Below are 14,278 nucleotides of genomic sequence, written 5' to 3' on the forward strand. Positions count from 1 at the left end.
GACCAAATCCGCAGGAGCCCGCAAGTGCCCAAGCTGAAATCTTTAGATCATCTCGTACTGACGGTCGCCTCTACTGATGCGACGTCCGCGTTCTATGAAACGGTCTTAGGCATGACCGTTGAGCAGTTTGTAGTCGCTGATGGCTCAACACGAACGGCGCTTTTCTTTGGGTGTCAGAAAATCAACCTGCACCAAACCGGCGCTGAATTTGAACCACACGCGCAGCACCCGACATCTGGCTCTGCCGATCTGTGTTTCTTATCGGACACGCCAATTCCAGACTGGATCGCTCACTTCGTATCGCTCGACGTTCCCATTCTTGAAGGCCCGATTAAACGCACAGGGGCGACCGGACCGCTCCTGTCAATCTACATTCGCGATCCTGACGGCAACCTGATCGAGGTCGCCACCACACAGTAGGCAAAACCCTTGCACTTCCCGTGTGGTATCGCATTCTGCACGTTCAACACTGGAGAGGTCTTATGCTACGTCACGGCGGCCAAATTCTTGTCGATCAACTGGTGCGTTTCGGGGTGGAACGGGTGTTTTCAGTCCCCGGTGAAAGCTTCCTTGCTGCGCTTGATGGTCTTTATGACGCTGGAATAGATAATATCGTTTGCCGTCAGGAAGGCGGCGTTGCGATGATGGCCGAAGCCTACGGCAAGATGACAGGGCAGCTCGGTGTTGCCTTTGTAACCCGTGGCCCTGGCGCGACAAATGCCTCTGCTGGCATTCACATCGCGCACCAAGACAGTACACCACTTGTTTTGTTCGTAGGTCAAATCCGCAGGCAGGATCACGACCGCGAAGCCTTCCAAGAAGTCGACTACAAATCCATGTTTGGCGGGCTGTGCAAATGGATCGCAGAGGTGAACCAAACCGAACGCTTGCCTGAATACATCGCGCGGGCCTTTACCATCGCAACCGCTGGTCGCCCCGGCCCGGTCGTCCTCGCATTGCCCGAAGATATGCTGTCAGCAATGGCCGATGTGCCAGATTCCACTGGCCCTGTGGTCGAACTCGCACCGACCTTGCATACCGTCTCCGAAGACGCCCTGACATGGCTGTCTGGTTTTGATCGGCCTCTTGTCGTTGTTGGTGGCCCACATTGGTCGGCTGAAGCAGCAAAAGATCTGGCGACCTTTTCTGCCACGCAAAACCTGCCAATCGCGCTGGGCTTTCGGCGGCAAGACTACCTCGATAACCGCCATCCGAACTATGTGGGCGATTTGAATGTTGGCGTGAACCCAAAGCTTGCGCAGCGTGTCCGTGATGCAGACGCGCTTTTGGTGATCGGATCTCGGCTCGGCGATATCGAAACCCAAGGCTATTCTTTGATTGATCCCGCTAACCCCCACTGCGCGATCCTGCATGTCCATGCGGACCCGAACGAAATCGGCCATGTTTACCAACCAGACATCGCCGTCACCGCAGATGCGGTTTCATTCACCCGTGCGCTTTCGCGCCTTCCTGCAAGCGCGACAGATTGGGCGCCTTGGACCACCAGCGCGCGTGCCGACTATGATGCTTGGATAAAACCTCAGGAAACGCCGGGTGATGTGAAGCTCGAACAGGTTATCGCGTGGCTGTCTGATACCTTGCCCAAGGATGCGATATTGACGAATGGCGCGGGCAACTATGCTGCCTTTCTTCACCGTTATTTTGTCTTCAAAGCCTACGGAACCCAACTTGCGCCAACGTCTGGTTCAATGGGATACGGCTTCCCCGCCGCAATCTCAGCCTCGCTGGAGCATCCTGAAAAAACGGTTATTTGCCTCGCAGGGGATGGATGCTTTCAGATGACCCTGAACGAGCTTTCGACAGCCGCCCAGCACGGCGCAACCCCGATTGTTGTGGTTGTGAATAACGGCCGCTACGGCACAATTCGCATGCATCAGGAAAAGCAATATCCCGGCCGCGTGTCCGGTACGATGCTTTCCAATCCAGACTTCGCAGCACTTGCGAAGGCCTACGGTGGCCACGGCGAAACAGTTACGAAGACAGCTGATTTCGCACCCGCCTTCGCGCGTGCCAAGGCCAGCGGCACATTCGCCGTGATCGAGCTGATCGTCAGCGAAGACGCCCTTTCGACAAACCAGACACTCAGTGGTTTGGCGAAATCTTAAGCGGGCAGTTCCTTATCCTTGTGGCGGCAAGAACGCTTCAACTGCGGCAGATGCGATCACAATGACATTGCCGTTGTCAGGGTTGGTCACGTTCAACCCGCCCTTCACGGCTTTCACGCTCGCGTGCCCTCGTGGGAGGTTCCCAACCAAGACAGTGCAATCCACTGCGTCAGGGTCCTGCACGCCAACAGTCACTTGTACACGCATGGCGTCGTGGCTTAGCCCAGTGGCCTCAAACAATGGAATCGATGAATGCCGCAGTGCGTCTTCAATCGCGCGGGCCGCGGCCTTGGTGTAGTCTTGGCCGTACTGATCATTGCCCATGCCCATCTCGATGATAAATCGTTGATAACTCATGCGTCCAACTCCAGTGCAACCGACAAGGCAACATTCGCGATAACTGTTGGCAACCCGTCAGGGCGCGGCACATCGAGACCGCCTTCAACAACGCTAAACGTCAGCTGTCCGTAGGGGAAAATATCGCGCAGGGCTTCGATATCGACCGCGTCAGGCTGCTGCACACCGATCTCAACCGTGATCTGCATGTCTTCTTTCTCTTTGCCATATAGTTCCGCCAGATTGATCGAGTTATGCCAAAGCGCGTCCTGCAACGCCCGCCGCGCTGCCTGTGTGTAGTCTTGGCGGCGCAGGGACGTGCCCATGCCGAATTCAGTCAAAAGGCGCGTTGCCATTAGACAATCTCCCAATGGGTTTCAGTGTTCTCTTGCCAGCCATTGCGGTGCAGTAGGGGCGTGTCAGATGTTTCCGCTGGATATCCAACACAAAGATACGCTGTTAGCTGCCAGCTGTCCGGCACATCAAAAGCCGTTTTTGCCGTTACGGGGTCAAGGATCGACACCCAGCCCACACCAATATTTTCAGCCCGCGCGGCCAGCCACAAAGTATGGATCGCAGTTACCGTCGAATAGGCCAACATTTCCGGCATCGTTTGACGGCCCAAACCTGCGCCCTCTTGCGGATCGTTGTCCGTCCACACCGCCAAATGCACAGGCGCATCGACCATTCCCGAGAGCTTCATCGCGCGGTACTTGGCGGCTTTCTCATTGTCGTAAATCGCGCTGGCCGCCTCGTTGGCGCTTTCGAAGTTCGCGATCATTTTTGCCCGCAAGCCGACGTCTTCAACTTGCAACACACACCAAGGTCGTGCGTTGCCAACAGCGGGGGCAAAATCCATTGCTTTGCGTAGACGCGCCAAAATCTCAGGCGCAATCGGGTCCGACTTGAAATGCCGAACATCGCGTCGCCAGGCCAACACATCCGACAACGCGTCGCGGTGATGTTGGCCCAGTTGCATCAGAACTCGACGCCAATCTGCGCTTTGATCCCACTCCGGAACGGGTGCTTTACCAGTTCCATCTCGGTCACCAAATCTGCGATCTCAATCAGATCTGCGTGCGCATTGCGCCCTGTCAGCACCACATGGGTCATCTCGGGCTTTTCTTCCACGAGGAATTCAACCACCTCTGCAATCGGCACATAGTCATACCGGATCGCGATGTTTATCTCATCCAAAAGCACCATCGAATTCTTTGGGTCGCGGATCAGCTCTTTTGCTTTCTCCCAAGCGGCCATCGCCATCTCGGTGTCGCGGGTTTTGTCTTGGGTTTCCCATGTGAACCCTTCGCCCATCGTGTGGAAGGCACACTCGTCTTTGAACTTGGAAAGGATCAGATCACGCTCGCCCGTGCTCATGCCGCCTTTGATGAACTGGACGACGGCACAGGGCATCCCGTGGGCGATATGGCGAAAGATCATCCCGAACGCGGCAGAAGACTTGCCCTTCCCTTTACCCGTATGAACCATGACGAGACCTTTCTTGTCGGTCTTGGTCGCCATGATCTTATCACGTGCGGCCTTCTTCTTGGCCATTTTCATCGCGTGGCGGTCTGCATCTTCAGTCATCTCAGGGCTCCCAGTTGTGCGGATGTCAGAGTGCGCCAGCACGGCCCTGATGCCAAGCGAAAAGGGCCACCCAACTCGGGCAGCCCTTCCAAAAATCCGACAAAATGGGGAGGTCTATTCCGCCGGAATTGCGTGCCCTGTCGCGGGTTTACCAAAGTGGCGGCGGTTCAGGTGCAAAACCAATAGGATCATTGCGACTTGGAACCCAATCGCCAAGGCCGTTAGCGCCCAATAGGCGATTCCGAATTTGGCGATGATGCCGGCTGCGACCAAGCCTTTGTTGATCCAAAAGTGGGTCATCACGGACAAGGCAACACCGGGGCAAATCAAGGCATATGCACCGGGCGAGTTGTTGTCGCCACGCAGGAAGGCGTCTGCGTATTTTTGACGACGTAGTACCAACACCCCAAGGGCTGTAAACGCGGCTTGGATTGACAGGATGGTTGTCGTCAGAAGCAGGTTCGCCGCCTTGTCTGAATGGCCATCAAACGTCGTGTGCAACCCGTGGTCCTGACGCATCATCATAATGCCGAGAACCGTTAGGATCGGAACAACCATCATCAGTGTTGGCGCGCTTTCCTTGGCGGTGCCGTGGTGCAGCATCGAGTTGAACGCGACAACGGCGGCGATCAATGCATAAAGACCAGCAACCGTACCCACGAATATCGATAGAACGAGTGACACACCCACCGTCAGTGGAACCGTACTCATGGCAGCGGGGGCTGCGAGACCGACAGCAACCATAGCCAATGCGAAAGCAGGTAAAAGCTGTGCGAACGAGTTGTTTGCAGTCACATCGAACACGCCACCTTCGGACAACACACGCCCCAAGAAATCACCGATGCGACGGAACGCAACGACGCCGATGATCGCGAAGGTCACAAGAGCGATTGGAAACAAATACTCAACAACGCCCCACAGACCGGGAACAAAGACGAGCCCAACAATGAATAGCCCGTTCACTGTCATCGCGGTTGCCAACGGCATGGCCAGCAACTGCGTTTCACCGTTTGAGTTCACGAGCTTTTCGTAGGCGGGTGTTTTGGAAAACTTTGCGAGCGTGGCGAAGTTCCAGATTAGGGATTTGAGGTTTAGAAATACCATGCCAGCTATACCGGTCATGGCAATCGCAATTGCAGCCTTCATCGCCAACGTACCGCCAGCGAAAGTTGCCGTAATGTCCTCAAATACGGGGACTGGCGCATTGGGGTGAGGCACCCAGAACATCAGATACATGAAGAACGTGACGGACAGGCCGCCCGCCCCAAGGGATGCGAGAAAATAAAGCGGAGAGTAAGTGTCCGCAGGTCTGGAAAGCGGTGTCATTGGATGAATCCTTTTATACATCTCATCGGTTCAAATGTATCAGATTCGGAAATCGCTACTTTGACATATATCAAAATGTGAATATGTTTTTGAGATCAATCAGGGGTTTCTTTACGCCGCTTGCGCTGCGACGGTGGGGCTTAGATTATTGTAAAGGAACGAATTATGTTTTTCATCGTTTGGGGATCGCGCGGGCGGAATAAAGAAATTGGCGCAGGCGAATTTTATTGCCCAGATTGCGGCGACTACCGCGCTTACAAAAAGATCGCAGTGACGCGTTGGTTTACACTTTACTGGATTCCGCTTTTTCCTATGGGCAAGCCCGTTGGAGAGTACGTTGAATGTGGCGCCTGTAAGTCGACCTTCAATGAGCGCGTTCTTGAAATGGATCCAAAAGCCGCTGCCGAAAAGTTCGAAGCAGCGTTTTCCATCGCCGCCAAACGCGTCATGTTCAAAATGGCCTTGGCCGACGGTGAGATCGATCAATCCGAGATCGACACAATCACGCAAGCTTTCGCCAACATTGCCAAGCGTGAGATTGATCCCGCAGACATTGCAGCTGAACTCGAAGCAGCGAAATCCGATACGCGTCCAGTTGCCGAATATCTACGCGGTGTCGCGGCTGGCATGAACGATACTGGCAAGGAGCTGGTGCTGCGGTCCGCCATCGCGGTGGCAAAAGCTGACGGTCATATCGATGATACCGAAGTTGTCGAAATGCATGAACTCGCCTTCGCACTCGACTTTCCGAAAGCCTATGCGAACGGTATTTTCATGGAAGAAGGCATTCAGCCAATCACCAAACAAAGAGGATAATTGGCGCGAAAGTTGGGAGGCCTCCACACGTATCAGTTGTTGTTTTAGTGTTTGAAATTGCTCATTTTTCCCCCTAACTTTTCTTGCCTCAAATTGACATTCTAAATCCAGAGGGGCCGACCAGCGCCCGGTTAATCAGTTCGATTTTATGTACCTAAGTTCGTGGCACTCACGGAACTAGTTGGTCGTTCCTTCGCCACCCAACTCAGAAATCGTCCCTTCGTTCTTTGGCAAATCATCCGTCGGCGCGGCCCAATGCAGGCGTTCTTCCCAATGGTAATGTTCATTCGGCGTGAACGAACCAGGGTCGTCCAATAGCGCAGCATAAAAGTGAATTTCGTCAGGCCAACGCGCGGACGAATAGGCAACTGGCGCTCCGCAGGTTCCACAAAAATATCGTTTCTGTCCTGGCGAGCTTTCGTAAACCTTGGGCGTCTCGCCTTTCCAACGCCAAGTCCCATTCGCAACGCCCAAAAACGTAGTAAAAGGGCTAGCAGTTTGGCGGCGGCAACTGGCGCAATGACAGTGTCCACAAAACAGCTCTTCGCTTTCGTACTCAAAATGAACGCCACCACATAAACATCTGCCTGACTTCATTTTGCATTCCCCTACTTGGTTTTCAGTGCCTCGATGCAGTCTAGCACAAGATCTTCTATTGCGCTGGTACTGTCCAACGTGAGGACCGGGCAGGGCAGACGGTTACACCATTCAACGTGCCGCGCACGCGAGCGTCCCGTAAAAGCTGGGTCGTCGTATTGGGCGGCCCAGTCCATAAATGCACGGGATGTTTCTGCCATATCCCCACCTTCATGGATGCGCTCACCATGTGCGAAGGCCTCTCGTTCTCTAAGCCGTGCCAACCTGTCGGCCGCAGGAATCTCCAAGCGTACGACCAAATCGAAGTGCGTAATCAAAGGGTCTCCCCAGCCCATTACCGATCCAGACAGGACCCATTTGTCACGACCCAGAAAGAGCTTTTCTACCAACGACAACCGCTCGGCGACGGGCCGTCGTTCGCAATAGGGTGGATCGCTTGGCACCCAAAAGAAATCATCGGCGTCCATGTGCGACGCGTCCAGCGCTTGTGCCAAATGTGCACCTAACGTTGTCGTGCCTGACCCGCTGCCACCCGTGATGTGAATGCGGCTGGTCATTCCAGCAATCCCGCGATCCGTGCCCGTGCAGAATTGCTCTTTGGGGTCCACAAACCGCGATCAATAGCTTCTTGTAGCCGCTGCGCAATTTCTAGGAGTGCAGGGGCGTTGTGTTCCGCAATGAATTCACGCGTTTCGTCATCCGCCACATACGCCTCTTCAACGAGGTCAAAGTGGTGATTGCGAACCGCGCCAGTCGTGGCAGAAAACGCAAACAGATAATCGACCGTCGCGGCCATCTCGAACGCCCCTTTGTACCCATGACGCTTTACGCCATCGATCCATTTTGGGTTCACCACACGAGAGCGCACAACACGACCAATTTCATCCTCTAACGTCCGAATTACAGGGCGCTCAGGTCTTGAGTGGTCGTTGTGATAGATTGGGCGATCTTGCCCCTGCAGATGGGCCACAGCTGCCGCGGCTCCCCCCTCAAACTGGTAATAATCGTCGCTGTCCAAAATATCGTGCTCGCGGTTGTCTTGGTTTTGCACAATCGCTTCAACTTGGCCAAGCCGCGCCTCAAACCCGTCCCGATCACGCGCGCCCTCAACACCCGCTTCATAGGCATAGCCGCCCCACTCAAGGTAAGCATTGGCAAGATCATCACGATTGCCCCAAAGCTTCTCGTCAATCATCGCCTGCAAACCAGCGCCATATGCACCGGGCTTACTCCCATAAACCCGTGCGCTTGTTTCGCCCGCCTTGGTGCGCGCCGCCGCAGGGTTCTGGTCCGCACTTTCGTCTAGCGCCTGAACCGCTTTCGCAGCGCTATCAAACAGCGCAATGAGTTGCGGGAAAGCGTCCCGAAAGAACCCACTAATCCGCAACGTCACATCAACCCGAGGGCGGCCTAAAACGCCCTCAGGCAAAACTTCAAACCCAGTGACACGCCGGTTCGCTGCATCCCATTTCGGCTTCACCCCCATCAGCGCCATGGCTTGCGCAATGTCATCGCCGCCAGTGCGCATATTCGCGGTCCCCCACGCGGTGACAAGCATAGCGCGTGGCCAGTCGCCGTGATCTTGCAGGTGCTTTTCAATTAACAGGTTCGCGGACTTCCAGCCCAAGGTCCACGCCGTTGGCGTCGGCACAGCGCGCGCATCAACGGAATAGAAATTCCCGCCCGTCGGCAACACATCCAGCCGCCCACGGGTCGGCGCGCCGGATGGCGCCGGGGCGACGAACTGCCCTTTTAGGGCGTTGAGAAGCCCCGCCCCTTCGCTAGGCCCACAGGTCCGAACGATTGGCAAAATGGTGTCAAAGATCTCTGCAACGACCTCTCGCGATCTCTCACCAAGCGCGTCGCATGCTCCGTCCAAGATATCCTGCGACACTAGCTCCAACCGCTCCACAGTGTCGCCAAGCGTGCGCCAAGTATCTTCACTCACCCCCGCTAAAGCATCAGGCCTAACGTCTGCTGTACCCGCCAAATCACAATCCAACGGATCAAATCCAAGCCCCAGATCCTCCGCCAAAGCCCGCAACAAAGACGCATCGCGCCCGTTTCCGTTGCCCCGTGGCACGCGCGCCAAAGCGATCGCCAAATCCCGCTCAAGCGTGCCATCTGGTGACTGGCCGAACACGTGTAAACCATCGCGAATTTGTGCTTCCTTCAACTCGCACAGATAGGCATCCAGCTTCGCCAAATCCCCATCTTCGTCCCCACTGAATCCTGCGTCTTTACCAAGGCCCGTCACATCAGACAGCGACAATATCTCTTTGCGCAGCAGTTCAATCCGGCGTGGATCAACACCTGCGGCCTCGTAGTACTCATCCACCAACGCCTCGAGGTCGCGCAACGGCCCGTAGCTTTCCGCGCGGGTCAGCGGTGGCGTTAGGTGGTCGATGATAACGGCAGCCGCACGGCGTTTCGCCTGCGTCCCCTCACCAGGATCATTCACAATGAATGGATACACATGGGGCGTGGCCCCTAGAATGACCTCGGGCCAGCACGTTTCACTTAATGCAGTCGCTTTACCCGGCAACCATTCAAGATTTCCGTGCTTACCCATGTGAACAATCGCATCTGCGCCCCAGTTGTGACGCAGCCAGAAATAGAACGCCAAGTAGTTGTGTGGTGGCACCAAGTCGGGCGAATGATAGGTGTCGGTGGGATCAATATTATAGCCCCGCGCAGGCTGCAGCGCGACAACTGCGTTACCAAATTCATGGATCGACAGCGCGAAACTTTCGCCTTGCGCACCGCCAACAAATGGATCGTCTTGAGGCTTACCCCAACGGTCTTCAATCTGTTCTCGAACAGTCCACGGCAATTGGCTGTAGGATGCGAGGTAGTCCGCCATCGGCATCTGAACACCACCCGAACGATCTACGCGGTCCGTCAGCCAATTTGTCGGGCCAGCCATCATCGTGTCCATCAATACCTTGGCATCCTTCGGCGGCGTTGTGGAATAACCCTGCGCCTCCAATAGCCCCAAAACATGCACCGTCGCCGCGGGCGTATCCAGACCTACTCCGTTGGCCAAGCGCCCGTCTTTGTTGGGGTAGTTTGCCAAGACCAAAGCAACCTTCTTGTCGGCTTCAGGTGTCGCGCGTAGCTTTGCCCATTTCGCGGCCAGCTCAGCCACGAATGCCACACGGTCCCCGACGGCGCGGTAGGTGGCGATGGGGCATTCAGTTGCCTCGTCGAAGTAGGCTTCGCCCTTAAAGCTAATTGCGCGTGACAACACCCGCCCGTCCACTTCGGGTAGGGCCACGTTCATCGCGATATCGCGTGCGCTTAGCCCTGTTAAGCCCTCAGACCATGCCTCCTCGGACGACGCCGCCAGCACCACCTGAAACACCACCGCCTTGTTTGCGCTTGGAGCCGCGAGCGGGTTGACCGTCGCCGCGTCGCCAGCATGGGGCGATCCAACTGCGAAGCTGGTGCAGTTCAAAATCACACTTGGTTTCGACGTAGTAAACAGCTGTTCCAACGTCGCTTGCGATAGTGGATCTTTCAACGACGCCACAAAGACGGGCAAGGGATTTAGCCCCGCGCGCAGCAGCGATTTCACCAGACGGTTTATCGGGTTTAGGCCAGCACCTTGCACCAAGGCGCGGTAAAACACGATTGGCACCACAGGCGCGCCATCCGTCCATTCTGCCTGTGCCGTTGCCAAGTCAGACACACCCGCACCAGGCCAGTACACCCCTGCCTTCAACAACGGGCGGGCCGGTTCTGGAGGCTCAGTACCGTCCAACATCGCCTGCGCATAATTCAAGAAATTTGTCGAATTTTCTGGGCCGCCTTCAACAAGGTAAGACCAGAGCGCATCGTAATCCGCGTCTGCCACAGTCGACAGCGCACGCAGTTCCTCATCGGGCTTATCGTCGCCCGGAAGCAGCGCCAGCGGCACGCCTGTCGCCCGTAACCGTGCGGCATATTGCTCAACACCGTACTTCCAATACCCAGCGCCACCCAAACACCGCGCAATTACAAGTCGCGATTTGGTGGCACATTGGTCCAGATGCAGATCGACAGACAGCGGGTGGATTAGGTGCATCATACTCGCCAAACGCAGGCTTGGCGGAGCATCCATTTCACCACGCGCACCAGAAAGCGCCGCAAGCTCGGTGTCGGCCGCTGATATCACAACAACATCGGCAGGGGTTTGACCAAGGTCGACAGGTTCTTTCCCGTCGTCAATCGCTCCAGGGGTGGCGGCAAGCAGGTGCATCCGTTAGACGCCTTTCAACACAGGAGAATTATCATGGACTACAAAGCTGCAGGCGCTCCGAAGCCCGCCAAAGGCCAGCCCCGCCATACCGAGCACAATGCGTTCGGTGGCAAGAAAGTCGCAAACAAACGCCCGACCAAGGCGGAACTGCTCGCGAAAATGAAAGAGAACGCTCAGAAGGCGAAGAAGTAAGGTCATCCTTGGACCTCAAGCGGCTTTTCCATGAAGACTGAAAATTCACCAGCTTCATAATCCCCGAACGGGCTACATTTCGTAAAGCCATGCCGCGCATAAACCTTGTGTGCCGCATGCAAAAGCGATCCGGTTTCCAGACGTAGCATCGGTAAGTCTAACCCACGCGCATGGTCTTCAAGCTGGCGCAGTATCGCATCAACAATACCCTGTCCGCGCGATGCTTCTTCAACGAACATCGACTTCAGCTCACCGTAACCGTTTTTGACAGCCAGTGCGCCGACGCCAACAATCGTGTCTCCACGTCGCGCCGTGAAAAAATGGACGTCGTCGGCGGTCAACGCATCAAGGCTCAAGTAGTGGTTCGCCTCTGCAGGGAACAACTCCCCCATTAAAGCATGGCTTGCCTCAAGCAGGGCTTTGGCCTGCGGATGAAATGGATCGCCCGCTTCAACGACAATCATGCACGCAACGCGGCATCAATCTCCGCGTGCTTCAGTCCGGCCTGACCGATCACCACAAGCCGTGTCAGGCGTGGTGCGGTTCCAAAAGGACGATCAAAATACGTATCCACACGCGGGCCAACGGCTTGCAACGTCAAACGCATGGGTTTGCCTTGGACCGCCGCGAACCCCTTAAGGCGCAGAATGTCGTGGGCGCGGATCACATCGGCGACTTTTTCCGCAAACGCATTTGCGTCTTCGATTTCGCCCAGCTCAACTACAAAGCTCTCAAACTCGTCGTGACCGTGGGAGTGTTCATGATCGTGGTCGTGATGGTGGTGATCATCGTCGTGGTCGTGGTGGTGATGATGCACCTCATGGCGGGCATCCAGATCGTTCTCAGCGCCAATGCGCTGACCCAACAAAACGCTAACCGGCAATGCACCCATGGTGGACGTTACAACCTGTACACCCTTGCGCGCTTCGGCCTTCAGCACAGCACGCAAATGGTCCGCCTCGCCTTCCTCCAATAGGTCAGCTTTGTTCACAACAATCATATCCGCACAGGCGATCTGGTCTTCGAACAGTTCAGCCAATGGGGTCTCATGATCAAGGTTCTCATCCAACTTACGTTGCGCATCAACGGCCGCCACATTGTGCGCGAACTGGCCCGCAGAAACCGCTTTGCCATCGACAACTGTCACCACGCCATCAACCGTCACTTTGGTCGAAATACCAGGCCAATTGAACGCACGAACCAACGGTTGTGGCAGCGCCAGCCCAGAGGTTTCAATCACAATATGATCGGGCGGGTTGTCGCGGCCCAACAGCATTTCCATCGTTGGAATGAAATCATCGGCCACCGTGCAACAAATGCACCCGTTGGACAGTTCAACCACATCATCCTCGGTGCAGGTCTCAATCCCGCAACCTTTCAGAATGTCACCGTCAACGCCCAGATCGCCAAACTCATTGATGATCAGCGCAATGCGTTTACCTTTGGCGTTCTCAAGCATGTGCCGGATCAGTGTGGTTTTACCAGCACCCAAGAAACCAGTAACAACCGTGGCGGGGATCTTCGCAGACATTGATGTAGTCCTTCTGTTTAGCAGCGGATATGTGTGGCCTACTTGGGCCCGAAAGGAAAGTCGTATGACCGCAGACACAACGTCTAAAGGCGATCGTTTCATTGTATGCACCGGCTGTTCTGGCGGTGCGGACCTTGCACGCGCGTTGCAAGGCCGTGTGCCGGTGGAAACCACCGACTGTATGAACGTGTGCGACAAACCCATTAGCCTCGCGGTGCGTGCCGAGGGGAAAGCAGCGTATTTATTTACCGGCGTTGACCCTGATGCACCGGAAGACATCGAGGCCTTTGCCAAACTTTACGCCGACAGCAGCGATGGCCAAATCATGGACGCCCGAACCGCGGGCAACCTGCGGTTCTGCCTTGTGGGACGCATTCCCGCCTAAAGTTCCTTCGTCCAGAACCACGCGCACAAGAACCCAAGCGTCGACCACCCAGCGGCTGCAGCCCCAAGGCTAAGCGTAACGAATTCTGCCGAAAGCTCAGGTGGCGCAACGCCCCAAAACGCATCCAAATGCGGTGCCCCGATGATGTGGGGGCCAAGCAACAGAATCACGCCAGACAGGGCGATGACCCCTCGCCCAAAGGCGATGACCCAAAGTCCAAGTGCAGACGCAACCAACGTGCCAAGCCACCACATCTGACGCGGACCAATCTCAGCGGCAGGTGTGCCGGGTAATTCAGGTGGCAAGCCGATCGCAGGCGCAAGTTGAATGGCGATGAAGCCCGCAAGCCCCCAGATAATCCCTTGCTTAGATGTGATCGTCGTTAGCCCGCGCAACTCCGCGAATGCCATCGCTGCAAGCAACAAGAACCCGAAGCCAACATAGGTCACAACGTTAAAGCCAACCGTCATCGCGTGGCGTGCCCACTCAGTTCCCAATCCAGGGGAGCCGCGGTCACTTTCAGGGGAACCGTTCGCGCCGAAATGAATCCGCGCGCCGGTTTCAAACAATTCGCCTTCCAGCAACGCCGGAATAACGAATACGAATTGCAACAAGGCCGCAATCAGCCCCGCCGCAACACCAGCGAACACGGCGCTGGTCAATAAATTCTTGGTCATGTCAGATTTTCGACTGCCTTAGTGGCAGGGAAATGCCATCGCGTGACGCTGATCGTGTGCTGCGTCATGCAGAACAGATGCTTGTGCGTAACCGGATGCAAACAAAAGCATCAAGCCACCGAGGACTGCGAATGCAATCGGCAGAACCGAAAGGTCTGTGCGTGCGATGGTTTTTGTTTGGGCTGCAGTATTATTCTGTGCGTTCATGGTCGTCTCCTTTATCCCGTCATCCCCGACGGTTGGTTTCAGTCACGCATGGCAGGTCTCCTGGCTCGCGGGTCATTGTGATTTTCGCCCACCTTCCCGAGGTTTCCCTCAGTGGCTTGGACGAACACTCACCGCTTACAGTCGCGGGGGCGGCTGTGGCATTTGGCCTCCTAGATGGATCGGCCTGCACCACATTCCCATTTGATCCCCTGTCCAGCTTGGCCGGACAGATTAGAACCATGCCTGTTTGTTGTGGGG

The 14,278-nt window shown here is 55.8% G+C and carries 17 protein-coding genes and 1 riboswitch; of the genes, 5 read left to right on the top strand and 12 right to left on the bottom strand.

Features of this window, described 5'->3' with window-relative positions:
- Nucleotides 1-24 precede the first annotated feature (24 nt).
- Nucleotides 25-420, top strand: a complete 396-nt coding sequence (locus tag OSB_RS00805; RefSeq protein WP_049833189.1) for a VOC family protein — start codon at nt 25-27, stop codon at nt 418-420.
- Nucleotides 421-482: 62 nt separating this feature from the next.
- Nucleotides 483-2,126: a thiamine pyrophosphate-binding protein gene (locus OSB_RS00810; protein WP_049833190.1), complete on the top strand. Its 1,644-nt coding sequence runs from the start codon at nt 483-485 to the stop codon at nt 2,124-2,126.
- Nucleotides 2,127-2,138: 12 nt separating this feature from the next.
- Here the strand turns inward: OSB_RS00810 and OSB_RS00815 are convergent, their stop codons facing one another.
- From OSB_RS00815 to OSB_RS00835, 5 genes are all read right to left on the bottom strand, one after another.
- Nucleotides 2,139-2,483 carry a Lin0512 family protein gene (locus OSB_RS00815; RefSeq protein WP_049833191.1) on the bottom strand — a complete coding sequence of 115 codons (345 nt, stop codon included), beginning with the start codon at nt 2,481-2,483 and terminating at the stop codon, nt 2,139-2,141.
- Entirely contained in the window at nt 2,480-2,818 is a 339-nt protein-coding gene (locus tag OSB_RS00820; RefSeq protein WP_049833192.1) for a Lin0512 family protein, read from the bottom strand. Before OSB_RS00820 ends, OSB_RS00815 begins: the two co-directional genes overlap by 4 nt.
- Nucleotides 2,818-3,441, bottom strand: coding sequence for a 5,6-dimethylbenzimidazole synthase (bluB, locus tag OSB_RS00825; protein ID WP_049833193.1), 624 nt, complete (start codon nt 3,439-3,441; stop codon nt 2,818-2,820). Before bluB ends, OSB_RS00820 begins: the two co-directional genes overlap by 1 nt.
- Nucleotides 3,441-4,049: a cob(I)yrinic acid a,c-diamide adenosyltransferase gene (gene cobO, locus OSB_RS00830; RefSeq protein WP_049833194.1), complete on the bottom strand. Its 609-nt coding sequence runs from the start codon at nt 4,047-4,049 to the stop codon at nt 3,441-3,443. The genes bluB and cobO overlap by 1 nt, the downstream gene beginning before the upstream one ends.
- 114 nt (nt 4,050-4,163) lie before the next feature.
- Nucleotides 4,164-5,375 carry a TsoY family (seleno)protein gene (locus OSB_RS00835; RefSeq protein WP_143831317.1) on the bottom strand — a complete coding sequence of 404 codons (1,212 nt, stop codon included), beginning with the start codon at nt 5,373-5,375 and terminating at the stop codon, nt 4,164-4,166.
- Nucleotides 5,376-5,540: 165 nt separating this feature from the next.
- Here OSB_RS00835 and OSB_RS00840 point away from each other — a divergent pair, with 165 nt between their 5' ends.
- A complete protein-coding gene (locus tag OSB_RS00840; RefSeq protein ID WP_049833196.1) occupies nt 5,541-6,191 on the top strand; it encodes a TerB family tellurite resistance protein in 651 nt (216 codons plus the stop codon).
- 177 nt (nt 6,192-6,368) lie between these two features.
- Here OSB_RS00840 and OSB_RS00845 read toward each other — a convergent pair whose 3' ends face one another.
- From OSB_RS00845 to cobN, 3 genes are read right to left on the bottom strand one after another with little or no spacing between them, the layout of a single operon-like run.
- Nucleotides 6,369-6,788, bottom strand: coding sequence for a GFA family protein (locus OSB_RS00845; protein ID WP_049833197.1), 420 nt, complete (start codon nt 6,786-6,788; stop codon nt 6,369-6,371).
- An 11-nt stretch (nt 6,789-6,799) separates the two neighbouring features.
- Nucleotides 6,800-7,345 (bottom strand): P-loop NTPase family protein, encoded by a 546-nt coding sequence (locus OSB_RS00850; RefSeq protein WP_049833198.1) that lies wholly within the window; start codon nt 7,343-7,345, stop codon nt 6,800-6,802.
- Nucleotides 7,342-11,028 (bottom strand): cobaltochelatase subunit CobN, encoded by a 3,687-nt coding sequence (gene cobN / locus OSB_RS00855; protein ID WP_049833199.1) that lies wholly within the window; start codon nt 11,026-11,028, stop codon nt 7,342-7,344. The genes OSB_RS00850 and cobN overlap by 4 nt, the downstream gene beginning before the upstream one ends.
- 33 nt (nt 11,029-11,061) lie before the next feature.
- Here cobN and OSB_RS16755 point away from each other — a divergent pair, with 33 nt between their 5' ends.
- Nucleotides 11,062-11,220 carry a hypothetical protein gene (locus tag OSB_RS16755; protein ID WP_049833200.1) on the top strand — a complete coding sequence of 53 codons (159 nt, stop codon included), beginning with the start codon at nt 11,062-11,064 and terminating at the stop codon, nt 11,218-11,220.
- Nucleotides 11,221-11,222: 2 nt separating this feature from the next.
- On the opposite strand, the gene OSB_RS00865 is transcribed toward OSB_RS16755, so the two are convergent.
- Both OSB_RS00865 and cobW read right to left on the bottom strand, forming a co-directional pair.
- On the bottom strand, nt 11,223-11,684 hold the full coding sequence (locus tag OSB_RS00865; RefSeq protein WP_049833201.1) for a GNAT family N-acetyltransferase: 462 nt from the start codon (nt 11,682-11,684) through the stop codon (nt 11,223-11,225).
- Nucleotides 11,681-12,751 (bottom strand): cobalamin biosynthesis protein CobW, encoded by a 1,071-nt coding sequence (cobW, locus tag OSB_RS00870; RefSeq protein ID WP_049833202.1) that lies wholly within the window; start codon nt 12,749-12,751, stop codon nt 11,681-11,683. Before cobW ends, OSB_RS00865 begins: the two co-directional genes overlap by 4 nt.
- Nucleotides 12,752-12,815: 64 nt before the next feature.
- Here cobW and OSB_RS00875 point away from each other — a divergent pair, with 64 nt between their 5' ends.
- Nucleotides 12,816-13,136 (top strand): DUF1636 family protein, encoded by a 321-nt coding sequence (locus OSB_RS00875; RefSeq protein ID WP_049833203.1) that lies wholly within the window; start codon nt 12,816-12,818, stop codon nt 13,134-13,136.
- Here the strand turns inward: OSB_RS00875 and OSB_RS00880 are convergent.
- Nucleotides 13,133-13,813 carry a CbtA family protein gene (locus OSB_RS00880; protein WP_049833204.1) on the bottom strand — a complete coding sequence of 227 codons (681 nt, stop codon included), beginning with the start codon at nt 13,811-13,813 and terminating at the stop codon, nt 13,133-13,135. The two genes, OSB_RS00875 and OSB_RS00880, sit on opposite strands and share 4 nt — an antisense overlap.
- Nucleotides 13,814-13,831: 18 nt before the next feature.
- Nucleotides 13,832-14,020, bottom strand: coding sequence for a CbtB domain-containing protein (locus OSB_RS00885; protein ID WP_049833205.1), 189 nt, complete (start codon nt 14,018-14,020; stop codon nt 13,832-13,834).
- Nucleotides 14,021-14,053: 33 nt separating this feature from the next.
- A riboswitch (cobalamin riboswitch) is annotated at nt 14,054-14,277 on the bottom strand.
- Nucleotide 14,278: the final 1 nt, after the last annotated feature.

Source organism: Octadecabacter temperatus, from assembly GCF_001187845.1.
Taxonomy (GTDB): domain Bacteria; phylum Pseudomonadota; class Alphaproteobacteria; order Rhodobacterales; family Rhodobacteraceae; genus Octadecabacter; species Octadecabacter temperatus.

Coding starts and splice junctions, on each gene's coding strand:
- OSB_RS00810 (WP_049833190.1), top strand. CDS start 483: ATGCTACGTCACGGCGGCCAAATTCTTGTCGATCAACTGGTGCGTTTC.
- OSB_RS00815 (WP_049833191.1), bottom strand. CDS start 2,483: ATGAGTTATCAACGATTTATCATCGAGATGGGCATGGGCAATGATCAG.
- OSB_RS00820 (WP_049833192.1), bottom strand. CDS start 2,818: ATGGCAACGCGCCTTTTGACTGAATTCGGCATGGGCACGTCCCTGCGC.
- bluB (WP_049833193.1), bottom strand. CDS start 3,441: ATGCAACTGGGCCAACATCACCGCGACGCGTTGTCGGATGTGTTGGCC.
- cobO (WP_049833194.1), bottom strand. CDS start 4,049: ATGACTGAAGATGCAGACCGCCACGCGATGAAAATGGCCAAGAAGAAG.
- OSB_RS00835 (WP_143831317.1), bottom strand. CDS start 5,375: ATGACACCGCTTTCCAGACCTGCGGACACTTACTCTCCGCTTTATTTT.
- OSB_RS00840 (WP_049833196.1), top strand. CDS start 5,541: ATGTTTTTCATCGTTTGGGGATCGCGCGGGCGGAATAAAGAAATTGGC.
- OSB_RS00845 (WP_049833197.1), bottom strand. CDS start 6,788: ATGAAGTCAGGCAGATGTTTATGTGGTGGCGTTCATTTTGAGTACGAA.
- OSB_RS00850 (WP_049833198.1), bottom strand. CDS start 7,345: ATGACCAGCCGCATTCACATCACGGGTGGCAGCGGGTCAGGCACGACA.
- cobN (WP_049833199.1), bottom strand. CDS start 11,028: ATGCACCTGCTTGCCGCCACCCCTGGAGCGATTGACGACGGGAAAGAA.
- OSB_RS16755 (WP_049833200.1), top strand. CDS start 11,062: ATGGACTACAAAGCTGCAGGCGCTCCGAAGCCCGCCAAAGGCCAGCCC.
- OSB_RS00865 (WP_049833201.1), bottom strand. CDS start 11,684: ATGATTGTCGTTGAAGCGGGCGATCCATTTCATCCGCAGGCCAAAGCC.
- cobW (WP_049833202.1), bottom strand. CDS start 12,751: ATGTCTGCGAAGATCCCCGCCACGGTTGTTACTGGTTTCTTGGGTGCT.
- OSB_RS00875 (WP_049833203.1), top strand. CDS start 12,816: ATGACCGCAGACACAACGTCTAAAGGCGATCGTTTCATTGTATGCACC.
- OSB_RS00880 (WP_049833204.1), bottom strand. CDS start 13,813: ATGACCAAGAATTTATTGACCAGCGCCGTGTTCGCTGGTGTTGCGGCG.
- OSB_RS00885 (WP_049833205.1), bottom strand. CDS start 14,020: ATGAACGCACAGAATAATACTGCAGCCCAAACAAAAACCATCGCACGC.